22 protein-coding genes are annotated in these 23077 nt (G+C 63.7%); 9 read left to right on the forward strand and 13 right to left on the reverse strand.

The window, feature by feature from the left end; genetic code table 11:
- Nucleotides 1-50: 50 nt before the first annotated feature.
- A complete protein-coding gene (locus tag ACOGXH_RS00625; RefSeq protein ID WP_419927180.1) occupies nt 51-1391 on the reverse strand; it encodes a peptidoglycan DD-metalloendopeptidase family protein in 1341 nt (446 codons plus the stop codon).
- Nucleotides 1392-1566: 175 nt separating this feature from the next.
- Here ACOGXH_RS00625 and ACOGXH_RS00630 point away from each other — a divergent pair, with 175 nt between their 5' ends.
- Nucleotides 1567-1980 carry a hypothetical protein gene (locus ACOGXH_RS00630; protein WP_419927181.1) on the forward strand — a complete coding sequence of 138 codons (414 nt, stop codon included), beginning with the start codon at nt 1567-1569 and terminating at the stop codon, nt 1978-1980.
- 8 nt (nt 1981-1988) lie between these two features.
- Here the strand turns inward: ACOGXH_RS00630 and ACOGXH_RS00635 are convergent, their stop codons facing one another.
- From ACOGXH_RS00635 to ACOGXH_RS00655, 5 genes are all read right to left on the reverse strand, one after another.
- On the reverse strand, nt 1989-3704 hold the full coding sequence (locus ACOGXH_RS00635; protein WP_419927182.1) for an acyl-CoA dehydrogenase: 1716 nt from the start codon (nt 3702-3704) through the stop codon (nt 1989-1991).
- Between the two features lies 1 nt (nt 3705).
- Nucleotides 3706-4665, reverse strand: coding sequence for a methylmalonyl Co-A mutase-associated GTPase MeaB (meaB, locus tag ACOGXH_RS00640; protein ID WP_419927183.1), 960 nt, complete (start codon nt 4663-4665; stop codon nt 3706-3708).
- 45 nt (nt 4666-4710) lie between these two features.
- Complete coding sequence (locus ACOGXH_RS00645; protein ID WP_419927184.1) at nt 4711-5157, reverse strand: cobalamin B12-binding domain-containing protein; 447 nt, start codon at nt 5155-5157, stop codon at nt 4711-4713.
- A gap of 4 nt (nt 5158-5161) precedes the next feature.
- Complete coding sequence (locus ACOGXH_RS00650) at nt 5162-6727, reverse strand: acyl-CoA mutase large subunit family protein (protein ID WP_419927185.1); 1566 nt, start codon at nt 6725-6727, stop codon at nt 5162-5164.
- A 100-nt stretch (nt 6728-6827) separates the two neighbouring features.
- Nucleotides 6828-8516, reverse strand: coding sequence for an N-acyl-D-amino-acid deacylase family protein (locus ACOGXH_RS00655; RefSeq protein WP_419927186.1), 1689 nt, complete (start codon nt 8514-8516; stop codon nt 6828-6830).
- Between the two features lie 23 nt (nt 8517-8539).
- Between ACOGXH_RS00655 and ACOGXH_RS00660 the strand changes: the two genes are divergently transcribed.
- The 5 genes from ACOGXH_RS00660 (at nt 8540) to ACOGXH_RS00680 (ending at nt 13207) form a co-directional block, all read left to right on the forward strand.
- Nucleotides 8540-8929 (forward strand): nuclear transport factor 2 family protein, encoded by a 390-nt coding sequence (locus ACOGXH_RS00660; RefSeq protein ID WP_419927187.1) that lies wholly within the window; start codon nt 8540-8542, stop codon nt 8927-8929.
- 370 nt (nt 8930-9299) lie between these two features.
- Entirely contained in the window at nt 9300-11213 is a 1914-nt protein-coding gene (locus ACOGXH_RS00665; protein WP_419927188.1) for a fibronectin type III domain-containing protein, read from the forward strand.
- A 46-nt stretch (nt 11214-11259) separates the two neighbouring features.
- Complete coding sequence (locus ACOGXH_RS00670) at nt 11260-12048, forward strand: SDR family NAD(P)-dependent oxidoreductase (RefSeq protein WP_419927189.1); 789 nt, start codon at nt 11260-11262, stop codon at nt 12046-12048.
- Nucleotides 12049-12098: 50 nt separating this feature from the next.
- On the forward strand, nt 12099-12941 hold the full coding sequence (locus tag ACOGXH_RS00675) for a TauD/TfdA dioxygenase family protein (protein WP_419927190.1): 843 nt from the start codon (nt 12099-12101) through the stop codon (nt 12939-12941).
- Nucleotides 12942-12952: 11 nt separating this feature from the next.
- On the forward strand, nt 12953-13207 hold the full coding sequence (locus tag ACOGXH_RS00680; protein ID WP_419927191.1) for a MazG nucleotide pyrophosphohydrolase domain-containing protein: 255 nt from the start codon (nt 12953-12955) through the stop codon (nt 13205-13207).
- On the opposite strand, the gene ACOGXH_RS00685 is transcribed toward ACOGXH_RS00680, so the two are convergent.
- Nucleotides 13204-14223, reverse strand: coding sequence for an aspartate-semialdehyde dehydrogenase (locus ACOGXH_RS00685; protein ID WP_419927192.1), 1020 nt, complete (start codon nt 14221-14223; stop codon nt 13204-13206). The genes ACOGXH_RS00680 and ACOGXH_RS00685 overlap by 4 nt on opposite strands.
- A 106-nt stretch (nt 14224-14329) precedes the next feature.
- The gene (locus ACOGXH_RS00690) at nt 14330-15544 is read right to left on the reverse strand and encodes an aspartate kinase (RefSeq protein WP_419927193.1); all 1215 of its coding nucleotides are present in this window, start codon (nt 15542-15544) and stop codon (nt 14330-14332) included.
- 205 nt (nt 15545-15749) lie between these two features.
- Between ACOGXH_RS00690 and ACOGXH_RS00695 the strand changes: the two genes are divergently transcribed.
- Both ACOGXH_RS00695 and aat read left to right on the forward strand, forming a co-directional pair.
- Complete coding sequence (locus ACOGXH_RS00695) at nt 15750-17138, forward strand: peptidylprolyl isomerase (RefSeq protein WP_419927194.1); 1389 nt, start codon at nt 15750-15752, stop codon at nt 17136-17138.
- A gap of 40 nt (nt 17139-17178) precedes the next feature.
- The gene (gene aat, locus ACOGXH_RS00700; RefSeq protein WP_419927195.1) at nt 17179-17847 is read left to right on the forward strand and encodes a leucyl/phenylalanyl-tRNA--protein transferase; all 669 of its coding nucleotides are present in this window, start codon (nt 17179-17181) and stop codon (nt 17845-17847) included.
- Between the two features lie 131 nt (nt 17848-17978).
- Here the strand turns inward: aat and ACOGXH_RS00705 are convergent, their stop codons facing one another.
- From ACOGXH_RS00705 to ACOGXH_RS00715, 3 genes are read right to left on the reverse strand one after another with little or no spacing between them, the layout of a single operon-like run.
- Nucleotides 17979-18545 carry an MOSC domain-containing protein gene (locus ACOGXH_RS00705; protein WP_419927196.1) on the reverse strand — a complete coding sequence of 189 codons (567 nt, stop codon included), beginning with the start codon at nt 18543-18545 and terminating at the stop codon, nt 17979-17981.
- Nucleotides 18542-18736 carry a hypothetical protein gene (locus tag ACOGXH_RS00710; protein WP_419927197.1) on the reverse strand — a complete coding sequence of 65 codons (195 nt, stop codon included), beginning with the start codon at nt 18734-18736 and terminating at the stop codon, nt 18542-18544. The genes ACOGXH_RS00705 and ACOGXH_RS00710 overlap by 4 nt, the downstream gene beginning before the upstream one ends.
- Nucleotides 18737-18793: 57 nt before the next feature.
- The gene (locus ACOGXH_RS00715; RefSeq protein WP_419927198.1) at nt 18794-20350 is read right to left on the reverse strand and encodes an acyl-CoA carboxylase subunit beta; all 1557 of its coding nucleotides are present in this window, start codon (nt 20348-20350) and stop codon (nt 18794-18796) included.
- Nucleotides 20351-20401: 51 nt separating this feature from the next.
- Here ACOGXH_RS00715 and ACOGXH_RS00720 point away from each other — a divergent pair, with 51 nt between their 5' ends.
- Nucleotides 20402-20977, forward strand: a complete 576-nt coding sequence (locus tag ACOGXH_RS00720) for a TIGR00730 family Rossman fold protein (RefSeq protein WP_419927199.1) — start codon at nt 20402-20404, stop codon at nt 20975-20977.
- A 15-nt stretch (nt 20978-20992) separates the two neighbouring features.
- Here the strand turns inward: ACOGXH_RS00720 and ACOGXH_RS00725 are convergent, their stop codons facing one another.
- The gene (locus tag ACOGXH_RS00725; protein WP_419927200.1) at nt 20993-22132 is read right to left on the reverse strand and encodes an NAD(P)H-dependent flavin oxidoreductase; all 1140 of its coding nucleotides are present in this window, start codon (nt 22130-22132) and stop codon (nt 20993-20995) included.
- A 15-nt stretch (nt 22133-22147) separates the two neighbouring features.
- Entirely contained in the window at nt 22148-23023 is an 876-nt protein-coding gene (locus tag ACOGXH_RS00730) for a 5'-3' exonuclease (RefSeq protein WP_419927201.1), read from the reverse strand.
- Nucleotides 23024-23077: the final 54 nt, after the last annotated feature.

Raw genomic sequence — 23077 nt, forward strand, 5'->3', positions numbered from 1 at the left:
GGCCAGGACAACCAAGCGGGCCATTGTCGGCAAACCTGACTGCGGCAATCTCAGAGGTCTACGTATTTGGCCGGGTCGCGGGGCGATCCGCGGTAGCGCACTTCAAAATGGAGATGAGGACCGGTGGACCATCCGGTGCTACCGACAAATCCAATGGTCTGGCCGATCTCAACCTGCTGGTTGAGGGACACGTTGTACTGCGAGAGGTGGGCGTACAGCGTGGTCCATCCACCCCCGTGATCGACGATGATGGTGTTCCCGTAGCCCTCCCGGGATTTGACTTGGATGACCGTCCCGGAGGCGGCCGCAAAGATGGGGTCGCCCATGTGGTTGGCGAAGTCGACCCCGGCGTGGAAGCGAACGTAGCCGAAGATGGGGTGGACCCGGTTGCCGTACCCTGAAACGACCTCCCCTTCCACTGGTCTGAAGAACTCAGGGGGAGCGGGGATCTGGATGTCGTCGAACTGGCCGGCGCGTTCCTGCTCGGCCAGCCGGGCCAAGTCCTCCTGGCGCTGGCGCTCCAGTTCAGCCAGGCGGGCCAGCTCGGCCTCGCGCTTGCGCCGCTCTTCTTCCTGGCGGATCCGCTCTCTCTCGCGCTCGATCTCATCTTCAATTTCTTCGATGTTCTGCTGGAGTCCAGATATCTCGCCCTCTATGTCGGCCTGTTCTTGGGCTTCGAGAGCGATTCTCGCCTGGAGGAGCTCCCGTTTTCGGTTCCACTCCTCTTGGAGCCTCTGCTGGGCCTCCAAAAGATCGGCCAGCTCCGTCAGCGCATCGTTTATCTCGGTTTGAGCCTGTCCAATCTCTGATTGAGCTTGCTCAGCCTGCTGCACCGAAGCCTGCTGGTCGTCAAAGGCGCGGCGCAGCCGGTCGATGAGAACTTGGGCGTCGGCCCCCAGTTCTTCAACATAGAACTGGCGGCGAGCATTGCGGTTGGGGTCGCCGTCTTCCAGGAGGAAGTTGGGTTCGTACACCAAGTCGAGATAGATCGCCACCACTTGGTCTTGCAGCTGGAACCGGATTTCTGCGATCTCCGACTCCAAATCGCCAGCCCGCTCCTGGGCATCGGCCACGCGCTTCTCTGCCGCCGTTCGGGAGAGCTCCAGGGCCCTTAGCCGGGTTTCTGCGGCAGCAATCCAGGAATTGACTTGGTTGAGGTGCTGGTCGACCTCTTCGATCTGCGCATTGGTTACGTCCAGTTCCCGAATGGCGAACAGCGATTCCCGCTGGAGCGCGAGCTGCTCTTGCCGCTTCTCTTCAATCTCCCGCTTCTTGTCTTCGATCTGCTGTTGGCGCTCTTCGAAGAAATCGTCTTGGGCCGCACCGGGTGCGCTGAATACCAGCGGCACCAGGACCGCTAGCAGGACAACGATCCGGACGACTTTCAACATAAGGGGCTATCGCATCTCGCGGCGGCGGGGACGGGTACAAACGTAACCAAATTGCAACATTATTCCAAGCACCCCCCGACGAATTCAGTGTGACTGATGTTGTGGTTGTGGTCAATGAATTAGGGGGTATTGGCGCGGTTTCTCCGGTGGTTCATGCGGTGGATACCCTGAGGGCATGGCTGGCGGATCCGACCTCCTTGATCGTCGAGAACGGGTTGTCCTCGCCGAAGACCTGGCCGGAGTGGCTGAGGGAACCTCGGGCGAGGTAATGCTGCACACCGGCATGCGCTGGCTGCGTTATTGGGTGCGGTTCGACAGCGGAGCTGAACGAGGCTCCATCCACCGCGACAAGCTGGTCAGGGAAGCCGAATGGGAGGACTTCCTGATCAAGCGGGCCGAAGCTGAAGCGGCCGCGGAGGCGGCTGCTGCTGCCGGAGAGCTCGTTGGCGAGTCGAGCAGCAATGGGGCCGATGAAGAGTCAGAGGCTGGCGGGGACGACGCCGGAGGAGATGTGGTGGTAAACGGGGCGACGCTGCCCGCTCATTTGCTGGCTCGCAGCGCATCGGCTCGCGAGCGCCTTGGCGGATAGTTGAGCCGTTAGCCCAGTGAGGCCGCTCCAGAGGTGACGGCGGAGAGCAGGGCGGGGGCCGTCGGGAGGATCTGATCCAGGTAGAAGCGGCTGGAAGTCTGCTTTGCACCCCAGAATTCAGCCCGCTGCGGTTCGGCCGATGCGAGTCGTTGGGCCGTGTCCCAAGTTTGCGCCATGACCCATCCGCCGACGGTGAGGCCGAGCATCTGGAGAAACGGGGTGGCTCCGGCCAAAGCGTCGTCGCCGGGGTGATCACCCAGCCAACGGGCAGAATCGGCCACGGCTGCCACCGCCTGGTCCAAGTTCTTGTCCAAACCGGTCATTTCTTCCAGCAGGGTGGCCAGCGGAGCGCCATCGGCCATGGGGAGCTTGCGTCCGACCAAGTCGATGGCCTGAATGCCGTTGGTGCCCTCATAGATGGGAGCGATGCGGCTGTCGCGCCAATGCTGGGCGGCACCGGTTTCCTCGATGTATCCCATGCCGCCATGCACCTGGATGCCCAGCGACGCCACTTCGACGCCCTGGTCGGTACACCAGGCCTTCGACACAGGGGTGAGCAATTCGGCCCGCAGTTGGGCTCGGAGGCATTGGTCTGGGTCGGAATGGCCGGCGGCGCGGTCGGCCGCGGCGGCGGTGAGAAGCAGCAAGCCCCTCATGGCCTCCGTGCGGGCCCGCATGTCCAGCAGCATGCGGCGCACGTCGGGGTGCTGGACTATCGGTGCCTGGATTCCGGGCTCGGTGTCGGCTCGTCGCCCTTGGCGCCGTTCAGCGGCGAAGGTCGCCGCTTGCTGGTAGGCCCGGTCGGCCACCGCCAGGCCTTCGAGTCCGACCAACAGGCGGGCCTTGTTCATCATGGTGAACATCAGGCGCATGCCCTCGCCCTCTTCCCCCACCAACTCCCCGACTGCTCCGTCGAGCTCCATCACGCAAGTGGGGCTGGCGTGGATGCCCACCTTGTGCTCAAGCCCGATGCACCGAATGGCATTTCGCTCGGCCAGCGTGCCGTCATCTTCCACCAGGAATTTGGGCACGATGAACAGGGAGATTCCCCGGGTGCCCATCGGCGCGTCAGGGGTGCGAGCCAGCACAATGTGAACGATGTTGTCGGCCATGTCGTGGTCGCCCCACGTGATGAAGATCTTCTGACCCCACAGGCGATAGCTCCCGTCGCTCTGGGGTTCGGCTCGAGTGGTGAGAGCGCCGACATCGGAGCCGGCTTGGGGCTCGGTCAAGAGCATGGTTCCGGTCCAGGCGCCGCTGGTGAGGGGGGGCAGCCAGCGGTTCTTTTGCTCGGAACTGCCGTGGACGCTGAGGGCGCCGATGGCGCTCTGGCTCAGCATCGGGCACAACGAGAACGCCATGTTGGCCGACGTGAACATCTCTTGGATGGCCACATCGACAACCAGAGGAAAGCCGGCACCGCCGTGCTCGGGCTGGGCCGACACCGCAGTCCAGCCGCCTTGAACGTACTGCTGGTAGGCCTGCCGGAATCCCTCGGGGGTAGTGACGTTCCCGTTGGTGTCGAGCACGCTGCCGACCTCGTCGCCCATTCGATTTATGGGGGCCATGACCTCGGCCGCCAGCCGTCCGGCCTCGGCCAGGAGATCTTCGGTGTGGTCGAGGCCGACATCGGCCCAGGCGGGCATCTGGGCCAGTTCGTCGATACCGGCGATGTGGCGTAGGGAGAAGGTGATGTCGTCCAATGGCGGGGAATAGGCGTTCATGTCAGTCTTCAGAGGGGTTGTCGGGGATCAGCGACGCCAGCAATTGCTCAGCAGCCGCCCCAGGAGAAAGCTCAAAGCGCTCGACGCGGCCCAGTGGCGACTCACTCGACTGGGCCTCGATGATGCGGAGGGCCCGGTTGCGCAATCCGAGCTCGATCCTGTCGACCACTTCGCTGCGACGGCGTCGACAGCGGCGGCGAACCAGCTCACCGGATTGGTGCAGATATGAGGTGTGGTGCTCGATTTCCATCCATAAGTCGTCGATGCCTTCTCCTTCGGTGGCAGTGGTTAACACGATGGGAGCCCGCCAGTCGTCCCGGTGTCCGAGATCGAGCATCAGTTCCAAGTCCCGGCGGGCCCCGCGGGCGTCAGGGCGGTCGGCCTTGTTCACGACGAAGATGTCTGCTACTTCCAACAGCCCGGCCTTGTTGGCCTGCACTGCGTCGCCCCAGCCGGGTGTCACCACCACCACGGTGGTATCGGCGGCGGCGGCGATGGTCACCTCCACCTGGCCAACTCCGACGGTCTCCACGATGATCGGGTCGCAGCCGGCGGCGTCGAGTACCCGGACGGCGTCGGGCACAGCCACCGCCAGCCCACCGGCGTGTCCCCGCGTGGCCATCGACCGGATGAAGGTATTGCTGCTGACGTTGCTGTCCATGCGAATCCGGTCGCCCAGGATGGCCCCTCCGGTCAGAGGAGAACTGGGGTCGATGGCCAGAATGGCCGGCCTGTCCGCACCGGATACAGACGCCAGCCAACCGGTGATGGTGGACTTGCCGCTGCCGGGAGCACCCGTGATCCCGATCACCCGGGCCTGTCCGGCATCGCAGTGGGCCCGTTCGGACACCATCGCGGCATTGTCGTCTTGGCGCTCCACCATGGTGAGCAGCCGGCCCAATTCCCGCCGGTTGCCGGCACGGGCCGATTCGAACAACTCGTCCAGTGAGTTGGGGCTCATCATGCGAACAGATCGCAGTCCAGGTTGGGGCTCATGGCCAACAGGTCACCGGCCGGCGGACGGGCGGGTCACGGCAGCCTCTACTGCGGCCACCACTTCCTCGGCTGATGCGCCAGGTCCGAGCACTGCGGCCACGCCGGCCTCGATCAGAACGTTGACGTCTTCGGCGGGCACAATGCCGCCGATAACCACTGGCACGGCCAACCCGGCTTCATCAACGGCCTGCACCATGCGAGGGGCCAGGGTGAGGTGGCCGGCGTTGTGCATTGACAGCCCAATCGCGTCGGCGTCCTCCTGCTCACAAGCAGCGATAATGCTGTCGGTGGTCTGGCGCAGGCCCAGGTAGATCACTTCCATGCCTGCATCTCGCAGAGTACGGGCCACCACCTTCAGGCCGCGGTCATGGCCATCGAAGCCCAGCTTGGCCAGCACAACCCGCAATGGCTCTGGGTTGTCTGGGGACCGCGGTGAATGGTCGGACGCCTCGCTCATCGGGTTATACCACCGCGGTTTCGACGTAGGTGCCGAACACCGACTCCAAAGCGGCGACGATCTCGCCCTCGGTGGCGTAGGTTCGCACCGCGTCGATGATGGAGGGCATGAGGTTGACGTCGGGCTGATCGGCGACTTCGATCAGCGCGGCCAGAGAAGCGCGGACGGCATCGTCATCGCGATCGCCGCGGACTTGCTCAAGGCGTTTGATCTGCATCTCCTCGGTGGCGTGCCCGATGGACAACAGATTGGCTTCGTCGTCGTCGTTCTCGGTGAACTCATTGACCCCGACGATGATGCGCCGTACAGCGTTTACCTCGCGTTCGAAGCGATAGGCGGCGTCGGCGATCTCCCCTACGAAGTAGCCGTCGTCGATGCCGGCGTACACCCCTTCCAGCATGGAGCCTCGCCCCAGTTGATCGATGTGGTCGAAAATCTCGTTGGCCTGACGCTCCATCTCGTCGGTCATCCACTCCACAAAGTGGGAGCCGCCCAGCGGGTCGACCACCGAAGCGGCGCCGGTCTCGTGGGCCACGATCTGCTGAGTGCGAAGGGCGATGCGAGCGGCTTTCTCGGTAGGCAGGGCCAAGGCTTCGTCATAGGAGTCGGTGTGCAGGCTCTGGGTGCCACCGAGCACTGCGGACAGGGCCTGGACGGCCACCCGAGCGATGTTGTTCTCAGGCTGCTGGGCAGTGAGGGAGACGCCCGCGGTCTGGGTGTGGAATCGGCACATTTGCGACCGGGGATTGGTGGCGCCGTAGCGGTCCTTCATCCAGGTGGCCCATATCCGTCGGGCGGCTCGATACTTGCCGATCTCTTCAAAAAAGTCGCTGTGGGCATTGAAGAAAAACGAAAGTCGGGGGGCGAAGTCGTCCACATTGAGACCGGCGGCGACGGCGGCCTCGACATAGGCGAATCCGTTGGCCAGCGTGAAGGCCAGTTCTTGGGCCGCGGTCGAACCGGCCTCGCGGATGTGGTAGCCGGAAATGGAGACCGGGTGCCAGCGGGGCATCTCCGCGGTGGTGAAGCGGATCAGATCGGTAACCAGTCGAACCGACGGCCGGGGTGGAAAGATGTACTCCTTCTGTGCTTGGTACTCCTTCAAGATGTCGTTCTGGATTGTCCCTCCGAGATCAACTCGGCCGACGCCGTTCTTCTCGGCCACTGCGACGTACATGGCCATGAGGATGGCGGCTGGCCCGTTGATGGTCATCGAGGTGGTCACTTTGTCCAGTTCGATGCCCGAGAACAGGTCCTCCATGTCAGACAGAGTGTCGACGGCAACTCCGGCCCGGCCTACCTCGCCCACCGACCACTCGTGGTCGGAGTCGCGGCCCATGAGGGTGGGCATGTCGAAGGCGGTGGACAGCCCGGTACCCCCGGCCCGGAGCAATGCATGGAATCGGGCGTTGGTATCGGTGGCGGTTCCGAACCCGGCAAACATCCGCATGGTCCACAACTTGCTGCGGTAGCCGGTGGGGTACAGCCCGCGGGTGTAGGGGTAGTCGCCAGGTTGCAACCCGTCGCCGTAGGAGGGGTCGAGGGGGATTCCCGACATTGTCTCGACCATTGGGAAATTCTATCGTGGAAGTCCGATAATTGGAAGTGCAACTATCGGTAATCTGTCGCTAACCGGTGGATTCAGGCGTCTCCCGGGGCCTAGGAGCGGATCAGCTCCTCACCAGCTTTCCGGGGCGGGCGCCAGTGAGTTCACCGTCGGCGAGCACCACTTGGCCGGCTACGAGGGTGGCAACGAATCCATCGGCCCTTTGGACCAATCGCCGCCCTCCCGCTGGCAAGTCAAAAACCATCTCGGGAGCCTGGAGGCTGAGCCGGTCGAAGTCGATGAGGTTTATGTCGGCGCGATGGCCGGCCGCGAGCACTCCCCGGTCGTTGAAGCCCACCAAGGCCGCGGTATCGGCACACTGCCACTTGATGAGTTCCTCTATCGGAATGGTCTCGCCCCGGGTCCGGTTCCTACCCCAGTGGGAGAGGAGGAAGCTGGGCATGCTGCCGTCGCAGAGGAAACCAACGTGGGCGCCCGCGTCGCCCAATCCGGGGACACTGAGCGGGTGGGAAAGCATCTCCCTGGTGAGCTCGAAGTCCCCGTGGCAGTAGTTCATCACCGGGACGTAGAGCAGCTCGGTGCCGTCGCGGGCCAGCAATGCGTCGTAGAGGGCTTCGTGGGGATCTACGCCTCTTCGAGCGGCATCGGCCGCCACACTGGCTTCGGGCGACGGCTCGTAATCGGGGATCTCACCCAACGGGAAGAGCTTGTCGAGTTGGTTGAACGTGTGGAGGGGCTGCGCGGCCAGTTCGGACACCAGCACTGCCCTCATCTCGGATTCGCGCATGCGGGCCACCCTTTCGTCCAGTTCGAGGGTGGCGATCTGGCGATAACTGGGGCAGGACAAGAGCGCGTGATAGGTGGATTGAAGGCCCACGAGCACTCCAATCGGCCTGCTGGCCACCTGGGCCCGCAACGGAATGCCCGCGGCATTGGCCTGGGTGATGCGATTCAGCAGCTGGCGTCCCAGTTCGGGCCGGGAGTCGGGGACGGCAATGGTCATGGAGAGCGGTCGGCCACTGCGCCGGGCCATTTCTGCGACGAGGTCGAACTCGGCGTCCAAGTCGATCCAGTCGCCCACCATCTCGAACACGCCTTTGCCGGTTGCCCCCACGGCCTCGGCAATCGCCCACAGTTCTGACGCGCCGGCCGTGAGGCTGGGGGTGTGTTCCCCGGCTTTGGTCTTGTGATTGATAGTGCGGCTGGTTGTGAAGCCCACTGCACCGGCGGCCACGCCCTCAGCAGCCAGCCGGGCCATCTCCGCCATCTCCGCTTCGGTGGGGTGGTTGTTGTGGTCGGCGCCTCGCTCGCCCATGACGTAGGCCCGAAGGGCGCCGTGGGGTACTTGGGCGGCCACGTCTATGGTGCGAGGTTTGCGCTCGATGGCGTCCAAGTACTCGGGGAAGCCCTCCCATTCCCATTCGATGCCTTCGGCGAGGGCCGCGCCGGGGATGTCTTCCACGCCCTCCATGAGTCCGATGAGCCAGTCTTCAGTGCCGGGGCGCACCGGGGCGAAGCCCACGCCGCAGTTGCCCATCACCACGGTGGTCACGCCGTGCCAGACGGATGGGGTGATGTCGGGGTCCCAGGAAACCTGACCGTCGTAGTGGGTATGTATATCGACGAAACCGGGGGTGACCAGCAGGCCGTCGGCGTCGAGTTCTTGGCGGGCTGGGCCGAGGTTGCTGCCTATCTCGGTGATGGTGTCGTTGTTGATGGCGATGTCGGCGGTGTAGCTGGGGTGGCCGGTGCCGTCGACGACTGTGCCGGCGCGAACTACGAGATCATGCATAGGCCGAAGTTAGTCTTTCGGACATGAGTGATGAAGCTGCTATCAGGAATGTTGTTGCCCGGTTGGCGATGCTGTCGGATGAGGGGGATTTGGAGGAGTACGTGGACTTGTTCACGGACGACGCTCGATGGGATATGCCGGGTGGAGCGTTGCAGGGGCGAGACAATCTCCTGAAGGGGGCCATAGAGCGTCGAGAGACGGGCACGGTAGGGCCGGGCAGCAATACGCGGCATGTGATTGCTACTCAAACGGTGCAGGTAGACGGCGACGAGGCCGTGTCTGACGCCTATTTTCAGTTCTGGGTGAACACCGCCACAGAGCCCTCGATGACCCTGTTCGGCACATACCGAGATCAGCTGGTGCGTACCGGCGACGGGTGGAAGCTGGCCCATCGGACAATTGCCTTTGGGTAAGCGCGGACAAGCGGAACGCGAACGGGATCAAGCCTCGGGCTGACGCCTGTGTTGCGGGTATCGCCGTTTACAGTAATAACTATCGTTATAGTTCTAATAGCTGACGCACGGGGCAAGGACGGGTGCTCGGCACGTAAGTGCTATGCCTGTCCGCAAAACGATCCCGGTGCTTGTCTCGGTGGTGGCGATGGTTGCCGCCACATTCACGGCCGTAAGCGTTTGGGCCCAGGAGCCGCGGCCGTCTCCCCTTCCACCCCCTGAGAATCCAGAGTTGTTCTATTCCGGTCCTGTGATAGACGGTCCGGGGCTTTGCTGGTATCGCAGCTTGGGCGGCCAAAGAACTTTTGCGTACGACCACGACAAGGATGGTGTGGCTGAGATCTGCTCGCTACCCCGTTCCCGGCGGGAGGCCATTGCCCGGCAGCTTGCTATGGAGCGATTGGCTCGTCGCCAATTCGGGCGATTTGCCGAACTGTTCGATCTGGAATGCCTGAACGTGGCCCAGACCTACGGCGACCCCAACAGCGAGGCCACCGACGACTGTGCGGCCTACCGGGCAAAGGAACTCCGTCCATCCGACGCACCACCACTGGTGCCGGCCCTGCCGACCAACCCCACGGTGTTCTATTCGGGTCCAGTGATCACGGGGAGCGATTTCTGCGTCAACTTCACCTTTGGCGGGCCTCGGCTCTATGGCCATGACTCCGATGATGACGGTGTAGCTGACGTGTGCTCTCTTTACGGCACAAAGCGAGCCTCCGTGGCGCGACAGTGGGCACTGGAACGCTTGGCTGAGGAGCAATCGGGCATGTTCAATCAGTTCTTCGAGCAGGAATGCCGAGAGGTGGCTGAGAGCTACGGAGAGCCGACTGCTGAAGCCACCGACGCCTGTGTTGATGCCCGGGAGCCGAAGCCCGTGCCAACGGCATCTGTGCCCGTGGTGAACAACCGCCAGTCGTCTCCGCCCCCACCTCCAGTGCCGGCTGTCCAGCCGCCTCCGCCGCCGCCACCACCACCACCACCGCCACCGCCGCCGCCACCACCACCGCCGCCGCTGCCTACCGAGGTGGCCACCCCTGTTGATGAAGACGACGACGAGGTCGAGGACAGTACGGAGGAGCCCCAACCCTTGGCTGACCCCACAAAGTGCACGGATACACGGGCGACGTTTGATACCGGCACAGCGCCGCAGAATCTAGAAGTATCCGGACGCGATGGCGGCAATCTGGCGGCTGCGAGCGGCAAGCTCACCGTGGAGTGGGATCCTGTGCCCGGATCTGCGTGCTACGACATTTGGTGGGGCGCGGAGCTCAGAGACTCCAGCGACATGCTCAAGGGAAGGAAGTACTGGAAGCTGGGCTCCCATGTGTACGTCCAGTCGGTCTACTACCCACCGGCCGACCACCCGTCAGGTCAGAAACTGTCGATCAATTTGACGCAGGTTGTGGCCAACACCAAGTACGACGTCAAGGTTCGAGCGGCAAACGCCACCACCGCGACTCCGTGGACCGAGATTGTGGTGGGACAGACGGGCAATGCCGTGGGAAAGCCAGAGATCACCTTCATGCGCATCGAGTCCAGCAGCTCGATTTATGTGGACTGGACTTACGCCAGCGGGGCGCATGCCTTTGAGCTGCAATACCGCAAGAAGGACACCAACAGTTGGTCATCACGGCTGTCTTGTCCCACCCAAGAGGACTATGCCGCCATCTTCTTCCAAAATGTGTGGGACGAGGCGACCGACGACGAGAAAGACCAACTCAGGACCAGTTACCAATCGATCTTTGGAACGAGCTTCGACGGACCGGTGTCACTTGAGGCAGTAGCGGACAGCAGAACGGTAACTGGTCTGGATGCCAACTCCGTTTATGAATTCCAGGTTCGAGGAGTGGCCGACAACGACACATGCTCCGTTACCAGCGACAATACCTACGGCGATTGGTCCGACATTGCCGAAGCGGTCACGATCCCATCCAGCTGGATCACCACGGTGACGGCGAGTCTGGATGCCAACGACGCACCGCAGCTGACGGTGACCTGGCCCGCGGTGACCGATGCGGACGGCTACAAGGTGCAGTACCAGGATCCCTTCTTCCGCGACACGGGTTCCTGGTTCACCCACCCGGGCACAGTTACCACCAATTCAGTCACAATCGATGATGTGGAATGCGGCCTCCAGTATTGGGTGATTGTGCAGGTCGAATACGACGATCTGCGTACCCCATGGTCTGACGAGGGCGATGCCACAACCGAAACCGAGGCAAACGGGTGTGACGACAGCTAGCTCATTGTGACCGCCGCGAGCCAGGTGAACTTGTAGATTGCCCAGCATGCAAGAGGCTGGGCAATCTGCCTTAGAAGACCGTGTCGCAGTGGTGACCGGCGGTGGTCGGGGTATCGGGCGGGCTATAGCGCTGGGAATGGCCCAGCAGGGGGCGACGGTGGTGGTGTCGTCGCGAACTCGACAGCAGCTTGATTCAGTCGTGAATGAGGTCGCCGCCGTCGGTGCTACAGGGTTGGCGGTAGTGGCCGATGCCGCTGATGAAGACCAGGCCCGGTCACCGGTGCGGGCGGCGGTGGCCGAGTTCGGGCGAGTCGATGTGCTGGTGAACAACGTGGGGGGCTCTTCGGGAGGAAATCACGATCCCTTCTCGGGGAGAGCGGAGCCGTTCATGGCCACGCTGCGGCTGAACCTCATTTCGGCCTTCTGGACCAGCCAGGAAGCGCTTGCCCCTATGCGAGAGCAGGGCTATGGCCGCATCATCAACATCGGCTCAGGTGCCTCCAAGCGGGCGGCGGCCAGCGTGGGCTACACCGCGGCCAAACACGGCCTAGTGGGCTTGACCAAGCAACTGGCGATGGCGGCAGCGCCCTACGGGATCACAGTGAACTGCCTCTGTCCGGGGTGGACCAACACCGCATTGGTGGACTTCGAGCGCTTGGCCGCGGCCAAGGGAATCACCGCCGCCCAAGCCGAAGCCGACGCCCATGCCGAAAGTGCCCAACGCCGGATTCTCGAGCCTGAGGAACTGGCTCCTATGGCTGTGCTGTTGGCCTCCGAAGCGGGCGGGGGTATCACCGGACAGGTGATCAGCGTGGATGGCGGCTATCGCCTCTGACGCAAGGGTAGGACTACGGTAGAGGTGGGCAACTGCGTGGAGTTGATTACATGGCCTTGATGACAGTTACCGAAGATCTGAGAGTCACACCGATAACCGGAGTCATCGGGGCCTATGTGGAGGGCGTCGATCTGGCTCAGCACTTGAACGACCAGGCTTGGCAGGAGCGGCTGCGGGATCTGCTATTCACCTATGGGGTGATCGCCTTCCGAGATCAGGACCTCACCCCTGTTCAGCACAAGGCGATCGGCGAGTTCTTCGGACCGCTGCATACCCACCCGTTCGCAGTGAACATGGCCGAGCATCCTGAGATCCTCATCTTGGACACCACGAAGATGACCAAGGTGCTGAAGTGGCACGCGGACGCGACATTTGAGGTTGCTCCTCCAATGGCGTCGTTTCTGTACGCCTTGGAAGTGCCCCCGGTGGGTGGTGACACCCTCTTCACCCATACTCAGGCGGCTTACGAGGCGTTGTCACCGGAGTGGCAGCAACGCCTGGAGGTGTTACGAGCGGTTCACTCCAGCACCGCCACTTTCGGGCCGAAGGGCACCTACAAGCGACACTGGGACAAGCCCCGCCACGAACACCCCGATGTGGAGAATTCGCATCCGGTGGTGCACACCCACGCTTACAACGGGCGTCGAGGAATTTACGTGAACTCGCAGTTCACCGTGGCCATCGAGGGAATGGACCCAGCGGAGAGCCGCTGGCTCTTGGATTTCCTGTGGAATCACATCGCCAGTGTCCAATTCCAGTGCCGGGTGCAGTGGGAGCCGGGCACCCTCACCATCTGGGACAACCGGGCCGTGCAGCATGCTGCTGTTCCCGACTGGACCGAGGGACGCCGCCTAATGCATCGGGTCACCGTGAACGGTCCACCAATCGAGTAAACAGAGCCGCAGTGGAGATTGCGGCCTTTCAACAGCTCATGGACGACCTATACGGTCCCCAGGATCGGGAGCGGGGCATCCCGGCAACGGTGGCCTGGCTGTGCGAGGAGTTGGGGGAGCTGGCCCAGGCAGTGCGAAAGGGTGATGATGTGGAGCGGCTGCACGAGTTAGGTGATGTGCTGGCTTGGTTGGCGTCGTTGGCCAATCAGTTAGATCTCAGTTTGGAAGAGGCGGCGTTGAGGTACAGGGACAATCCACCGCGCTAGCGGGGAAGGAGCGCTTCCGCTATTTGGATGGCGTTGAGGGCGGCGCCTTTGCGGAGGTTGTCGCCGGCGACGAAGAGAGATAGGCCATGGGGGACGGTGCGGTCGATGCGGATGCGGCCAACCATGGTGGGGTCGATGCCTGCGGCGGCCAGGGGCGTGGGAACATCGTCGACCACGACGCCAGGGGCGCTTGCCAGCAGCTCGGTGGCCCGCTCGGGGCTCAGGGGGCGATCGAACTCGGCGTTGATGGCTAGGCAGTGGCCGGCAAATACCGGCACTCGCACGCACGTGGCGCTCACTGCTAGATCGGGCAGTTCCAAAATCTTGCGGCTCTCGTCGACCAACTTGCGCTCCTCAGAGGTTTCCCCCGAGTCGTCATCGATCCAGGACCCGCACTCGGGAACCACGTTGAAGGCTATGGGTGCGGCGAAAACCGATGGTGCCGGGAAAGAGACGGCCTGGCCGTCGTGAGTCAACCCGATGGCGTCGTCAGCCACCTTGCGCACCTGCTCGTCTAGCTCGGCCACTCCGGCCAATCCGCCCCCCGAAACCGCCTGATACGACGAGATCACCATGCGTCTTAGTCCGGCTTCGACGGCCAGTGGCTTGAGCACCGGCATGGCCACCATGGTGGTGCAGTTGGGATTGGCCACGATCCCCTTGGGAATCTCAGCCAGGGCGTGGGCATTGACCTCCGGCACCACTAGGGGCACATCGGGGTCCATGCGCCAGGCTGAGGAATTGTCGATCACCGTGGCTCCGGCTTCAGCCACCTGAGGAGCCAGCTCCCGAGAGATACCACCTCCAGCGGAGAACAGGGCTATATCCACGCCGCGGTACTCGGCAGTGGCGGCATCTTCAACGACCAGCTCTTGATCTCGCCACAACATGGTGCGTCCCGCTGAGCGGGCCGAAGCCAAAAGCCGCAGCTCGTCAACCGGGAAATGGCGCTCGTCCAACAGACGGCGCATCACCCCGCCGACCTGGCCGGTGGCCCCGACAATGGCAACTCTCACGTTGACAATCCTCCGTTCGGAATCTCAAAGGCATGTCCGCAGATGAGGGGAGAGGCAAGCAGCACGGCGAAAATCCTACTGCCGACAAGGCAGAAATCCGCGGTCGTTAACGGGAGAGGGCAAAGGCCTCGTGCAGCGCAGAAACAGCCGCATCGGTTTGGTCTTGGCGGATGACACAACTGATCCGGATGGGAGAGGTGGAGATCATCTCTATGTTGATCTTCTCCCGGGCCAGCGTCTCGAACATGGTGGCGGCCACGCCGGGATGAGACTTCATTCCCGCCCCCACCAAGCTGACCCGGGCGATCTTGCGATCAGCAGTCACGCCAGTCGCCCCGATGTCATCGGCCACCGTCTTGGTCAGCTCAGCCGCCGTGTCGGCATCCTCGTCGGGAACCGTGAACGAGATATCGGTGACGCCGTGCTCGGAGGCGTTCTGCACGATCATGTCCACATTCACGCCGGCGTCGGCCAGCTTGCGGAACATGGTGGCGGCCACCCCCGGCCTATCGGCCACGCCGGTGACAGTGATCTTCGCCTCCGACGTGTCGGGGGTGACCGACCGGATGATGGGTTGCTCCATGGAAGACTCCTCCTTGACCACCCAAGTGCCCTGCTCCCAGGTGAATGCGGATCGAATGTGCAGCTTGACTCCATAGTTCTGGGCGACTTCCACCGAGCGCATGGCCGGCTTGGGACAGCCCACCGCAGTCATCTCCAGAAGCTCGTCAAATGAGATGGAGCCCAGCTTGCGGGCATCGGGGCACACCCGGGGATCGGTGGTGAACACCCCGGGCACGTCGGTATAGAGCTCGCAGGCATCGGCCCCGAGGGTGTGGGCGAGTGCCACCGCCGTGGTGTCGGATCCTCCACGGCCAAGAAACGTCACGTCGTTCTCGGTGCTGACCCCCTGCGATCCGGCCACCACCGGCACCCGATTGGCGTCCAGCGCGGCCTGAACGCGGTCGGGGGTGATGTCCAGGATCTTGGCGTTCCCGTGATTGGTGTCGGTAATAAACCCGGCCTGGCTGCCGGTGAAGGAGTCGGCCGGCACGCCGAGGTCGTGAAGGGCCATGCACACCAAAGCGCACGCTTTGCGCTCTCCGGCAGTGATGAGCATGTCCAGCTCCCGACCCGGCTGGGTGGTGGACACCGCCGAAGCCAGCGACAGCAGCTCATCGGTTTCCTTGCCCATGGCGCTGATCACCAACACGACGCCATCGCCGCGATCCCGGCACCGACGCACATGGTCGGCTACCTCGCGGATTCGGTCGGCATTGGCTACCGACGTGCCGCCGAACTTCTGAACCACCAAGGCCACGCCCAAACGCTACCGGCCACTTATGGGCACTTTTGTGGTTGTTATCCGAGTTTCTTGTGCTGATATGCACTTGGGCAGTTGCCATCGTAGATTTCAGGCGATGGCCACCGACAAAAGGCAGCGTCAGCGGGCGCGCAGGCAGGTTGCGCAGCAGCGGGCCAAGGTAACCGAAACCCGCGGACGAATCCGCTCTAGGGGCGTGCGGGTGGCCCTGATCACTGCGGTGATCGTGGTGGCGGTGGTGATCGTGTGGTGGTACTCGACAAGAGGCAACGGCAGCGACGACACCGGCGGGGACGTTGCGGTCAGCGATACGACTGAAGGCGATGGCGCCGACGCCGCGCCGGTCACCGGCGGCTTCCCCGATCTACCCCCACCACCGAAGCCCGGCGGGGAGTTGACCGGTGAAGTCACACCTTGCCCCGATCTGGCGGGCCCGGCATTCCGAGTGACCTCGTTTGAATCGGCCCCAGCTCAATGCCTCGATCCCAACCTCAGCTACTCCGCCGTATTCGACACCAGCCTGGGACAGATCAGGGTGGCGCTTGACCAAGAGGCCAACCCTGAGGCGGTAAACGCATTTGCGGCGTTGGCTGGCTACGGCTACTACGACGGAACTGCCATTTTCTACTCAGATCCCAGCGGCGGCTACATCCAGGGCGGGTCGCCCCACACCAACAATGCCGACGATCCCGGGCCGGGTTTCACGGTGACTGCAAGTGAGCCCGATGAGTATCGGCAGGGCCAGTTGCTGTGGTCGGGCGAAGGAGCTTCGACCGGACAGTTCCTCTTGTTGGCCTACGACGATTTCCTGCCGTCCCAACCGGTGTCGGGGCTCACCAGCCTGGGGCAGATTTCCGACGGCAGCTTGGCCGTGGTCCTCGAAGCCCTGGTCCTTCATGTGGACGACCCCGACACCGCCTTTGGGGGGCGGCCGTCGGAGTCGGTCATCGTCAACTCCATTTCCATTCAATCCACCGACCCATCTCCTGAAGGGAGCATTGACTTGAGCGGATGTCCACCAGCTGACGGATCAGGACCACAGGTCCTCGACTTCGACGGCCCTCAGCCCATGTGCTTGGACGCGTCCAAGCAGTACACCGCGGTGTTCGATACCACCGCAGGGGAGATGCGAATCGCCCTCGATATGGCCAACACGCCGATCACGGCGAACAACTTTGCGGTGTTAGCCCGGTATCACTACTACGACAACACCCTGTTGTTCCGCACCGACCCCGGCATTGGCATCATCCAGGGCGGGGCGCCGCACACCAACTCGCCGTCGGACCCCGGGCCGGGTTACACCATTCCAGATGAAGGCGCCGGTTTCACCTATGAGCCGGGTCAGATCGTGATGGCCCGCACCGCGGCGCCCAACAGCGCCAGCGCCCAGTTCTTCTTCGCGGTCAACGAGAACACCGCCCTGCTCAACAATCAGGGCACCTACGTGGTGTTCGGCCAGATGGACGCCGAGGGCTTGGGGGTGGCCGAGGCCATCCTGGCCAGCCACGTTGACCAGCCCGGCAACCGTCTGGGAGGGGCGCCGGAGCCCCAGGTGATCGTCAACTCGGTAACCATCGAAGAATCCGGCTAACCCCCCACTCCGGCCTCGCTGGGTGGGGCAGAGTATTGGGGTGAGGCTTGTCCCCGAGCCCAGCCAGTGGGAGTTTCCGCCCGCGGAGACGGCCGACGAGCACGGGCTAGTGGCAGTGGGCGCCGATCTGGCGCCCGGCACCCTTCTGGCGGCCTACCAATCCGGGTTGTTCCCCATGCCACTGGGGCGCACCGACAAGCTGGGCTGGTGGTCGCCCGATCCCCGCGGGGTGATACCGCTCGACGAATTGCGGATCACCCGCTCGCTGCGCCGCTCGCTGCGTCGCTACCGGATCACTGCCGACGTCGCCTTCGGCGACGTAATCGACGCTTGTCGCACCATCGAGCGACCCCACGGATGGATATCGCCAGACATCCGGGATGCCTATGTGCGGCTGCACCGCTTGGGATGGGCCCACAGTGTGGAGGCGTGGTCGGAGGACGGGGAGCTGGTGGGGGGGCTCTACGGGGTGTCGATTGGTGGGCTGTTCGCCGGAGAATCGATGTTCCACGTCGACCGGGACGCGTCCAAGGTGGCGCTGGTTTCTCTGGTGGGGAGGTTGAATCACGGCGGTGTTTCCCGGCTGCTGGATGTGCAGTGGGCGACGGAGCACATGGTGAGCCTGGGGGCGGTGGAGATTGCTCGGAGCGAGTACTTGGCTCGGTTGAAATTGGCAATTAAGCAGCCGTCAGCTCCTTGGCCTCGATAATCCCCCGGCAGGCTGGCGGGTCCTGTCGCTCTACGGCGGCTTGGCGTGCTTCGCGTGCGCCAAGTCCGCCTCCGGCGCCACCCCCCAGCCTGCCTAAGTTGGGTACCAGCTCCTCTTGTTTGGTTAGAGGGTTAGGGCAGGCGGGTGACCGTGTCGCCGGTGTGGATGGGGCCGGGGTGGATGACTCGGGCGTTGATGCCACGGAGATTGAGGGCGCGGCCGGTGGGGGAGTTGACGAACCGCAGGGCGTCGAGGCCGAACCGAGACGAGAATTTGCCACAGCCGGTGTGGGGTTCGGCGGTGACCTCGATGACCGCTTCACCCAGGGCGAGGCGGGTGCCCGGCGGCAGGGTCTCGATGCTGATGTCGAGATCGATGTAGAGCTGATCGCCCGCGAGGGCCCAACGTTCGATAGGCCCGGCCACCGCGGCCGCGGCCCGGGCGTTCATGATGTTGAGCTGCGCGTCGAGCAGTGGACCCCCGTCAGGGGTCTTGGAGGAGCCTCGCTGGTTCCAAGTGTCGCCCACGAGACCCTCTTCCTGGCTGAGCGTCCCAGACTCCAACACCTCTCGTTCGTCTACTGCCGGGCGGCGCACGATCAATTTCAGGGTGCCATTGTCGGCCGGGGCCTGCCGGATATGGGGGAGGGAGGCTTCCAGCTCTCCGGGCGTGCGATGGTGAGCGGAATCAGCGGTCATCGCTTCAGAGCCTGCCGCTGGCGGCGGGTTGCGGCTGGCGCAGTCCACCAGCGTCCGCTGAATCGCCAGCGAGGGGCAGCGGGAGCTGATGGCTCTGCTGCTACTGGACGGGGCCAGAGAGCCTCGTAGGCGGCCAGAATGGCAGCCACTTCGGATTCAGTGGGCTGCGGGGTGATCTGGATGAGGCTCATGGGGCTGTTCTAGCTGGTCTTATGGGTCTGGCCAGAGTGATTTACCGACGGTGGAGATTAGAGAGGAATGACGCCGTGCTTTCGGGGCAGCAGCTCCTCGCGCTTGGAGCGAAGCATCTCGAAACCGGAGATCACCAGGCGGCGAGTGTCGGCCGGGTCGATCACATCGTCGATGTAGCCTCTCTCGGCGGCGATGTAGGGGTTGGCGTAGCGCTCGGTGTAGTCGTCCACCAGCTCGGCTCGCCGGGCAACTGGATCGGCGGCCGACTGGAGCTCGCGGCGGTAGATGATCTCCACCGCCCCTTGCGGCCCCATTACAGCCAATTCGGCAGCCGGCCAGGCGAAGGAGAGATCAGAGCCCACCGACTTGGAGTCCATCACCACGTAGGCCCCGCCGTAGGCCTTACGGGTGATTACCTGGATTCGGGGCACGGTGGCCTCGCAGTAGGCGTACAGCAACTTGGCCCCGTGGCGAATGATGCCGCCGTGTTCCTGGTCGACGCCGGGCAGAAAGCCGGGGACATCCACGAAGGTCAGCAGCGGGATGTTGAAGGCGTCGCAAGTACGCACGAATCGGGCTGCTTTGGACGACGACTCGATGTCCAGAACGCCGGCCAGCACCATGGGCTGGTTGCCCACCACGCCGACGGTGTAGCCGTTCAGCCGGGCGAAGCCGCACACGATCGACTGGGCCCAGTGGGCGTGGTACTCCATGAACTCCCCGTCGTCCACCACTGCTTGGATCACCGTGCGCATGTCGTAGGGCAGATTGGGGCTGTCGGGCATGATGTCGCGCAGCTCAGGGGTAAGCCGCTCGGGGTCGTCGGTAGCCGCGACCTGCGGGGGCTCCTCCAGGTTGTTGGCCGGCAGGTGGCTGATCAGGAACCGGACCTCGTCGAGGACATCCTCCTCCGTCGGGCCCACAAAGGTGGCCACGCCCGACTTGGTGGAGTGGGAGCGGGCCCCGCCCAGTTCCTCAAGGGTCACCTCTTCGCCGGTAACCGTCTTCACCACGTCGGGGCCGGTGATGAACATGTGCGACTTCTCGGCCACCATGAATACGAAATCGGTCATGGCCGGGCTGTACACCGCTCCTCCAGCACACGGTCCGAGGATCACGCTGATCTGGGGTATGACCCCGGATGACTTGACGTTGCGGTGGAAGATCCCTCCGTAGGAGTCGAGCGACACAACACCCTCTTGGATGCGGGCGCCGGCGCCGTCGTTGAGGCCGATCATGGGCGCGCCCACCGACAGGGCCAAGTCCATCACCTTGTGGATCTTCTCGGCGAACACCTCTCCCAGTGCCCCGCCGAACACCGTGAAGTCCTGGGCGAACAGAAACACTTTGCGGCCGTCGATGGTGCCCCAGCCGGTGATCACTCCGTCGGTGTAGGGCCGCTCCTCGATCCCGCTGTCCAGCGCCCGGTGGCGGGCCAGCATGTCGAGCTCGTGGAAGGATCCGTCGTCGAGCAGGTACTCGATGCGCTCCCGGGCCAGCATTTTGCCCTTCTCGTGCTGGCGGTCGACCGCCCGCTGGGGACCGGCATGGAGGGCCTCGTGTTTGCGGCGTTCTAGGTCGTTGAGGCGGTCCTTCATCGAGTGCTCGGCCATTGACGTGACAGGCTACATCCGGTTCGGGTCGGTAGCCTCACTCTTGTGACTATGGAATCTGGGGAAGCGCGCCGGCGGGTGGCGGTGTTTTGCAGCTCGTCGCTGGGGAATGAGCCGGGTTATGCGGAATTGGCTGCTGATCTGGGGCGGCGGTTGGCTGACGAGGGCATTGGAGTTGTGTTCGGCGGCGGGCGGATCGGGCTCATGGGGGTCATGGCCGACGCAGTAATGGCCGCAGGCGGCGAGGTGATCGGGGTAATACCCAACTTTCTGGACGAGATCGAGGTGGCCCACCAGGGGTTGACCCAGCTCCACCTGGTCAACGACATGCACGAGCGCAAACAGCTCATGTACTCGCTGTCGGACGGATTTTGTGCGCTTCCGGGCGGATTGGGAACTATGGAAGAGTTGTTTGAGGCGGCGACGTGGACGCAGTTGGGTCTGCACGAAGACGGGCGGTACAAGCCGGTTGTGCTGTTGGACGAAGACGGGTTTTGGAAGCAGCTGACCGAGTTTCACGCCGGGCTGGTCGAGAACGGATTTGTGAAGCCCGATAAAGCGAAGATTATCCAGCGGGCCGGTTCGATTGACGAGGCTTTAGCGCTGCTTTATCCGGATAAGGGCTAGCCGGCCCTCCCCTACCTATTCACCATCTTCTATTTGTGTGGAAAGGGTTTGGACCGCCTCTATGAACTCTTCGACGAGGTTGTAGACCACTTGGCGGGTGGGGAGGACTTGGTTCATGGTGCCGACGATTTGGCCGACGAAATAGTTGGCCAGCTTCTGGGCGCCGCTTTCGGGATGGTGGGACACCCGGTCGATGCGGCGGCGAGCCTCGCCGGTCAAGATGATCTGCAAGGGCATGGGCAGAGGATCGGGAGTGTCAGCCCGGTTCCACTCTTCGGTCCAGGCTGATCGAAGCATCCGGGCTGGCTTTCCTGTGAGAGTGCGGGATCGCTCGGTGTCCGATGATGCGGCGGCCAGGAACTTCTCCTTGACCGCCGGGGTGGTCTCGGCTTCCTCTGTGGCCAGCCACACCGATCCGCACCACACTCCTTGGGCGCCCAACGCCATGGCCGCAGCCATCTGGCGCCCTCGGCCGATGCCCCCGGCACCCAGCACCGGCACCGGGGCAACCGCGTCCACCACCTCGGGTATGAGCACCATGGAGCCAATCTCGCCGGTGTGGCCGCCGGCTTCGTATCCCTGGGCGACAATGAGATCGACACCGGCGGCAACATGGCGCTCGGCGTGGACGGCTCGGCCCGCCAAGGCCGCCACCTTGGCCCCAGCGGCCTGGCTCTTCACGATCATCTCCGGGGGCGGCGGGCCCAGAGCGTTGGCCACCAGGGCGGGCTCGTAGGCCAAGGCGATCTCCAGATGGCGATCGGCTCGACGGCTGGACAGCGGGGCCGCGGGACCCCAGTTCTGGGTCGGACCGTCGTCATCGGGCAGCGGAGGCACGTTGTAGCGGTCGAGCATGTCATCGAGAAATTGCTGGTGCTCCTCGGGAATGAGCGCCTTCACTTGCTCGGTGTCCAGCCCGCCCTGGTCGGCGCCCTCGTACCGGGCGGGAACGATGAGGTCGACGCCGAAGGGTCTGTCGCCGACCTGTTCCCGGATCCAAGCCAGGTCGGTTTCCAGATTCTCATCGCTGTGCCCGACGACCCCCAGCACTCCCAGCCCGCCGGCCCGGCTCACCTCGGCGGCCACGTCGCGGCAGTGGGTGAAGGCCATGATCGGAAACTCGATGCCGAACATGTCGGTGACCGCGGTGCGCATCTCGGGTCTATCTTTTCAGCTTTGCTCGATCCGAGCCTTCAACTTGTCCGCCCGCTCCACAAGGTGGTCGCCGCCCAGCCTGCCGATTGTCTCGGGAAATTCGGGGGTGGGGCCGACCCAGCGCAGCTCGTCGAGGGAGTCAAAGGTGGGAGCCTCGTCCACGATGGTGGCGATGCGGCGAAACAGCAGGGCCAGTTCCCGGTTCTCGGCCAGGGTGGCGGCCAGCTTGGCCGAGCCCCGCACGCTCACCTCCCACTGGCCGACGGCGTCGGGGATGTTCTCCAGGTGGCGATAGTGGGCCAAGACCGCCGCGGTGGAGCGGGCTCCCCAGCCGGGCAGTCCGGGAAAGCCGTCGGCGGTGTCGCCGACCAGGGCCAGATAGTCGGGAATGGACTCGGGGAGCACTCCGAATTTGTCCACCACCCCGTCGTGGTCGATGAGTTTCTGTTGGCGGCGGTCGTACTGAACGATGCGACCGTCGGCGGTAACGCACTGGGCCAGATCTTTGTCGGGGGTGCAGATCAGCACCTGCTCCACGCCCGGGTCGAGGGCAGCCTTGCGGGCCGCAGCCCCCATGGCATCGTCGGCCTCGTGCTCGACCATGGGCCAAACACAGAATCCAGCCGCGGCCATGGCTTCTTCCACCAGGGGGAATTGGGCCATCAACTCCGGGGGCACTCCCTCGCCGGTCTTGTAGCCGGGCCACAATTCGTTGCGGAACGACTCGATCACCTGGTCGGTGGCGATTCCGACGTGGGTGGCCCCGTCGTCGATCAGCTGGAGCATGCTGTGGACCACTCCCCGGGCCGCTCCATGCTCGGGATCGCGGTTGCCAGGCGAGAAGTGGTAGCGGAACAGCTCGTATGTACCGTCGACCAGGTGAATCCGCACTCCCTGACCGTATCCTGTGAATCGGTATCCGACAGGTTGAGCGGTATGGCGGTT

The sequence above is a fragment of the Candidatus Poriferisocius sp. genome (assembly GCF_965208355.1).
In the GTDB taxonomy this organism is placed as follows: Bacteria; Actinomycetota; Acidimicrobiia; order Acidimicrobiales; family Bin134; genus Poriferisocius.

Bases quoted from the DNA above. Each gene is read 5' to 3' on its own strand.
- ACOGXH_RS00655 (WP_419927186.1), bottom strand. From the start codon at position 8,516: ATGCATGATCTCGTAGTTCGCGCCGGCACAGTCGTCGACGGCACCGGC.
- ACOGXH_RS00625 (WP_419927180.1), bottom strand. From the start codon at position 1,391: ATGTTGAAAGTCGTCCGGATCGTTGTCCTGCTAGCGGTCCTGGTGCCG.
- ACOGXH_RS00635 (WP_419927182.1), bottom strand. From the start codon at position 3,704: ATGAACGCCTATTCCCCGCCATTGGACGACATCACCTTCTCCCTACGC.
- ACOGXH_RS00705 (WP_419927196.1), bottom strand. From the start codon at position 18,545: ATGACCGCTGATTCCGCTCACCATCGCACGCCCGGAGAGCTGGAAGCC.
- ACOGXH_RS00720 (WP_419927199.1), top strand. From the start codon at position 20,402: ATGGAATCTGGGGAAGCGCGCCGGCGGGTGGCGGTGTTTTGCAGCTCG.
- ACOGXH_RS00725 (WP_419927200.1), bottom strand. From the start codon at position 22,132: ATGCGCACCGCGGTCACCGACATGTTCGGCATCGAGTTTCCGATCATG.
- ACOGXH_RS00675 (WP_419927190.1), top strand. From the start codon at position 12,099: ATGGCCTTGATGACAGTTACCGAAGATCTGAGAGTCACACCGATAACC.
- ACOGXH_RS00630 (WP_419927181.1), top strand. From the start codon at position 1,567: ATGGCTGGCGGATCCGACCTCCTTGATCGTCGAGAACGGGTTGTCCTC.
- ACOGXH_RS00710 (WP_419927197.1), bottom strand. From the start codon at position 18,736: ATGAGCCTCATCCAGATCACCCCGCAGCCCACTGAATCCGAAGTGGCT.
- ACOGXH_RS00715 (WP_419927198.1), bottom strand. From the start codon at position 20,350: ATGGCCGAGCACTCGATGAAGGACCGCCTCAACGACCTAGAACGCCGC.
- meaB (WP_419927183.1), bottom strand. From the start codon at position 4,665: ATGAGCCCCAACTCACTGGACGAGTTGTTCGAATCGGCCCGTGCCGGC.
- ACOGXH_RS00670 (WP_419927189.1), top strand. From the start codon at position 11,260: ATGCAAGAGGCTGGGCAATCTGCCTTAGAAGACCGTGTCGCAGTGGTG.
- ACOGXH_RS00660 (WP_419927187.1), top strand. From the start codon at position 8,540: ATGAGTGATGAAGCTGCTATCAGGAATGTTGTTGCCCGGTTGGCGATG.
- ACOGXH_RS00650 (WP_419927185.1), bottom strand. From the start codon at position 6,727: ATGGTCGAGACAATGTCGGGAATCCCCCTCGACCCCTCCTACGGCGAC.
- ACOGXH_RS00645 (WP_419927184.1), bottom strand. From the start codon at position 5,157: ATGAGCGAGGCGTCCGACCATTCACCGCGGTCCCCAGACAACCCAGAG.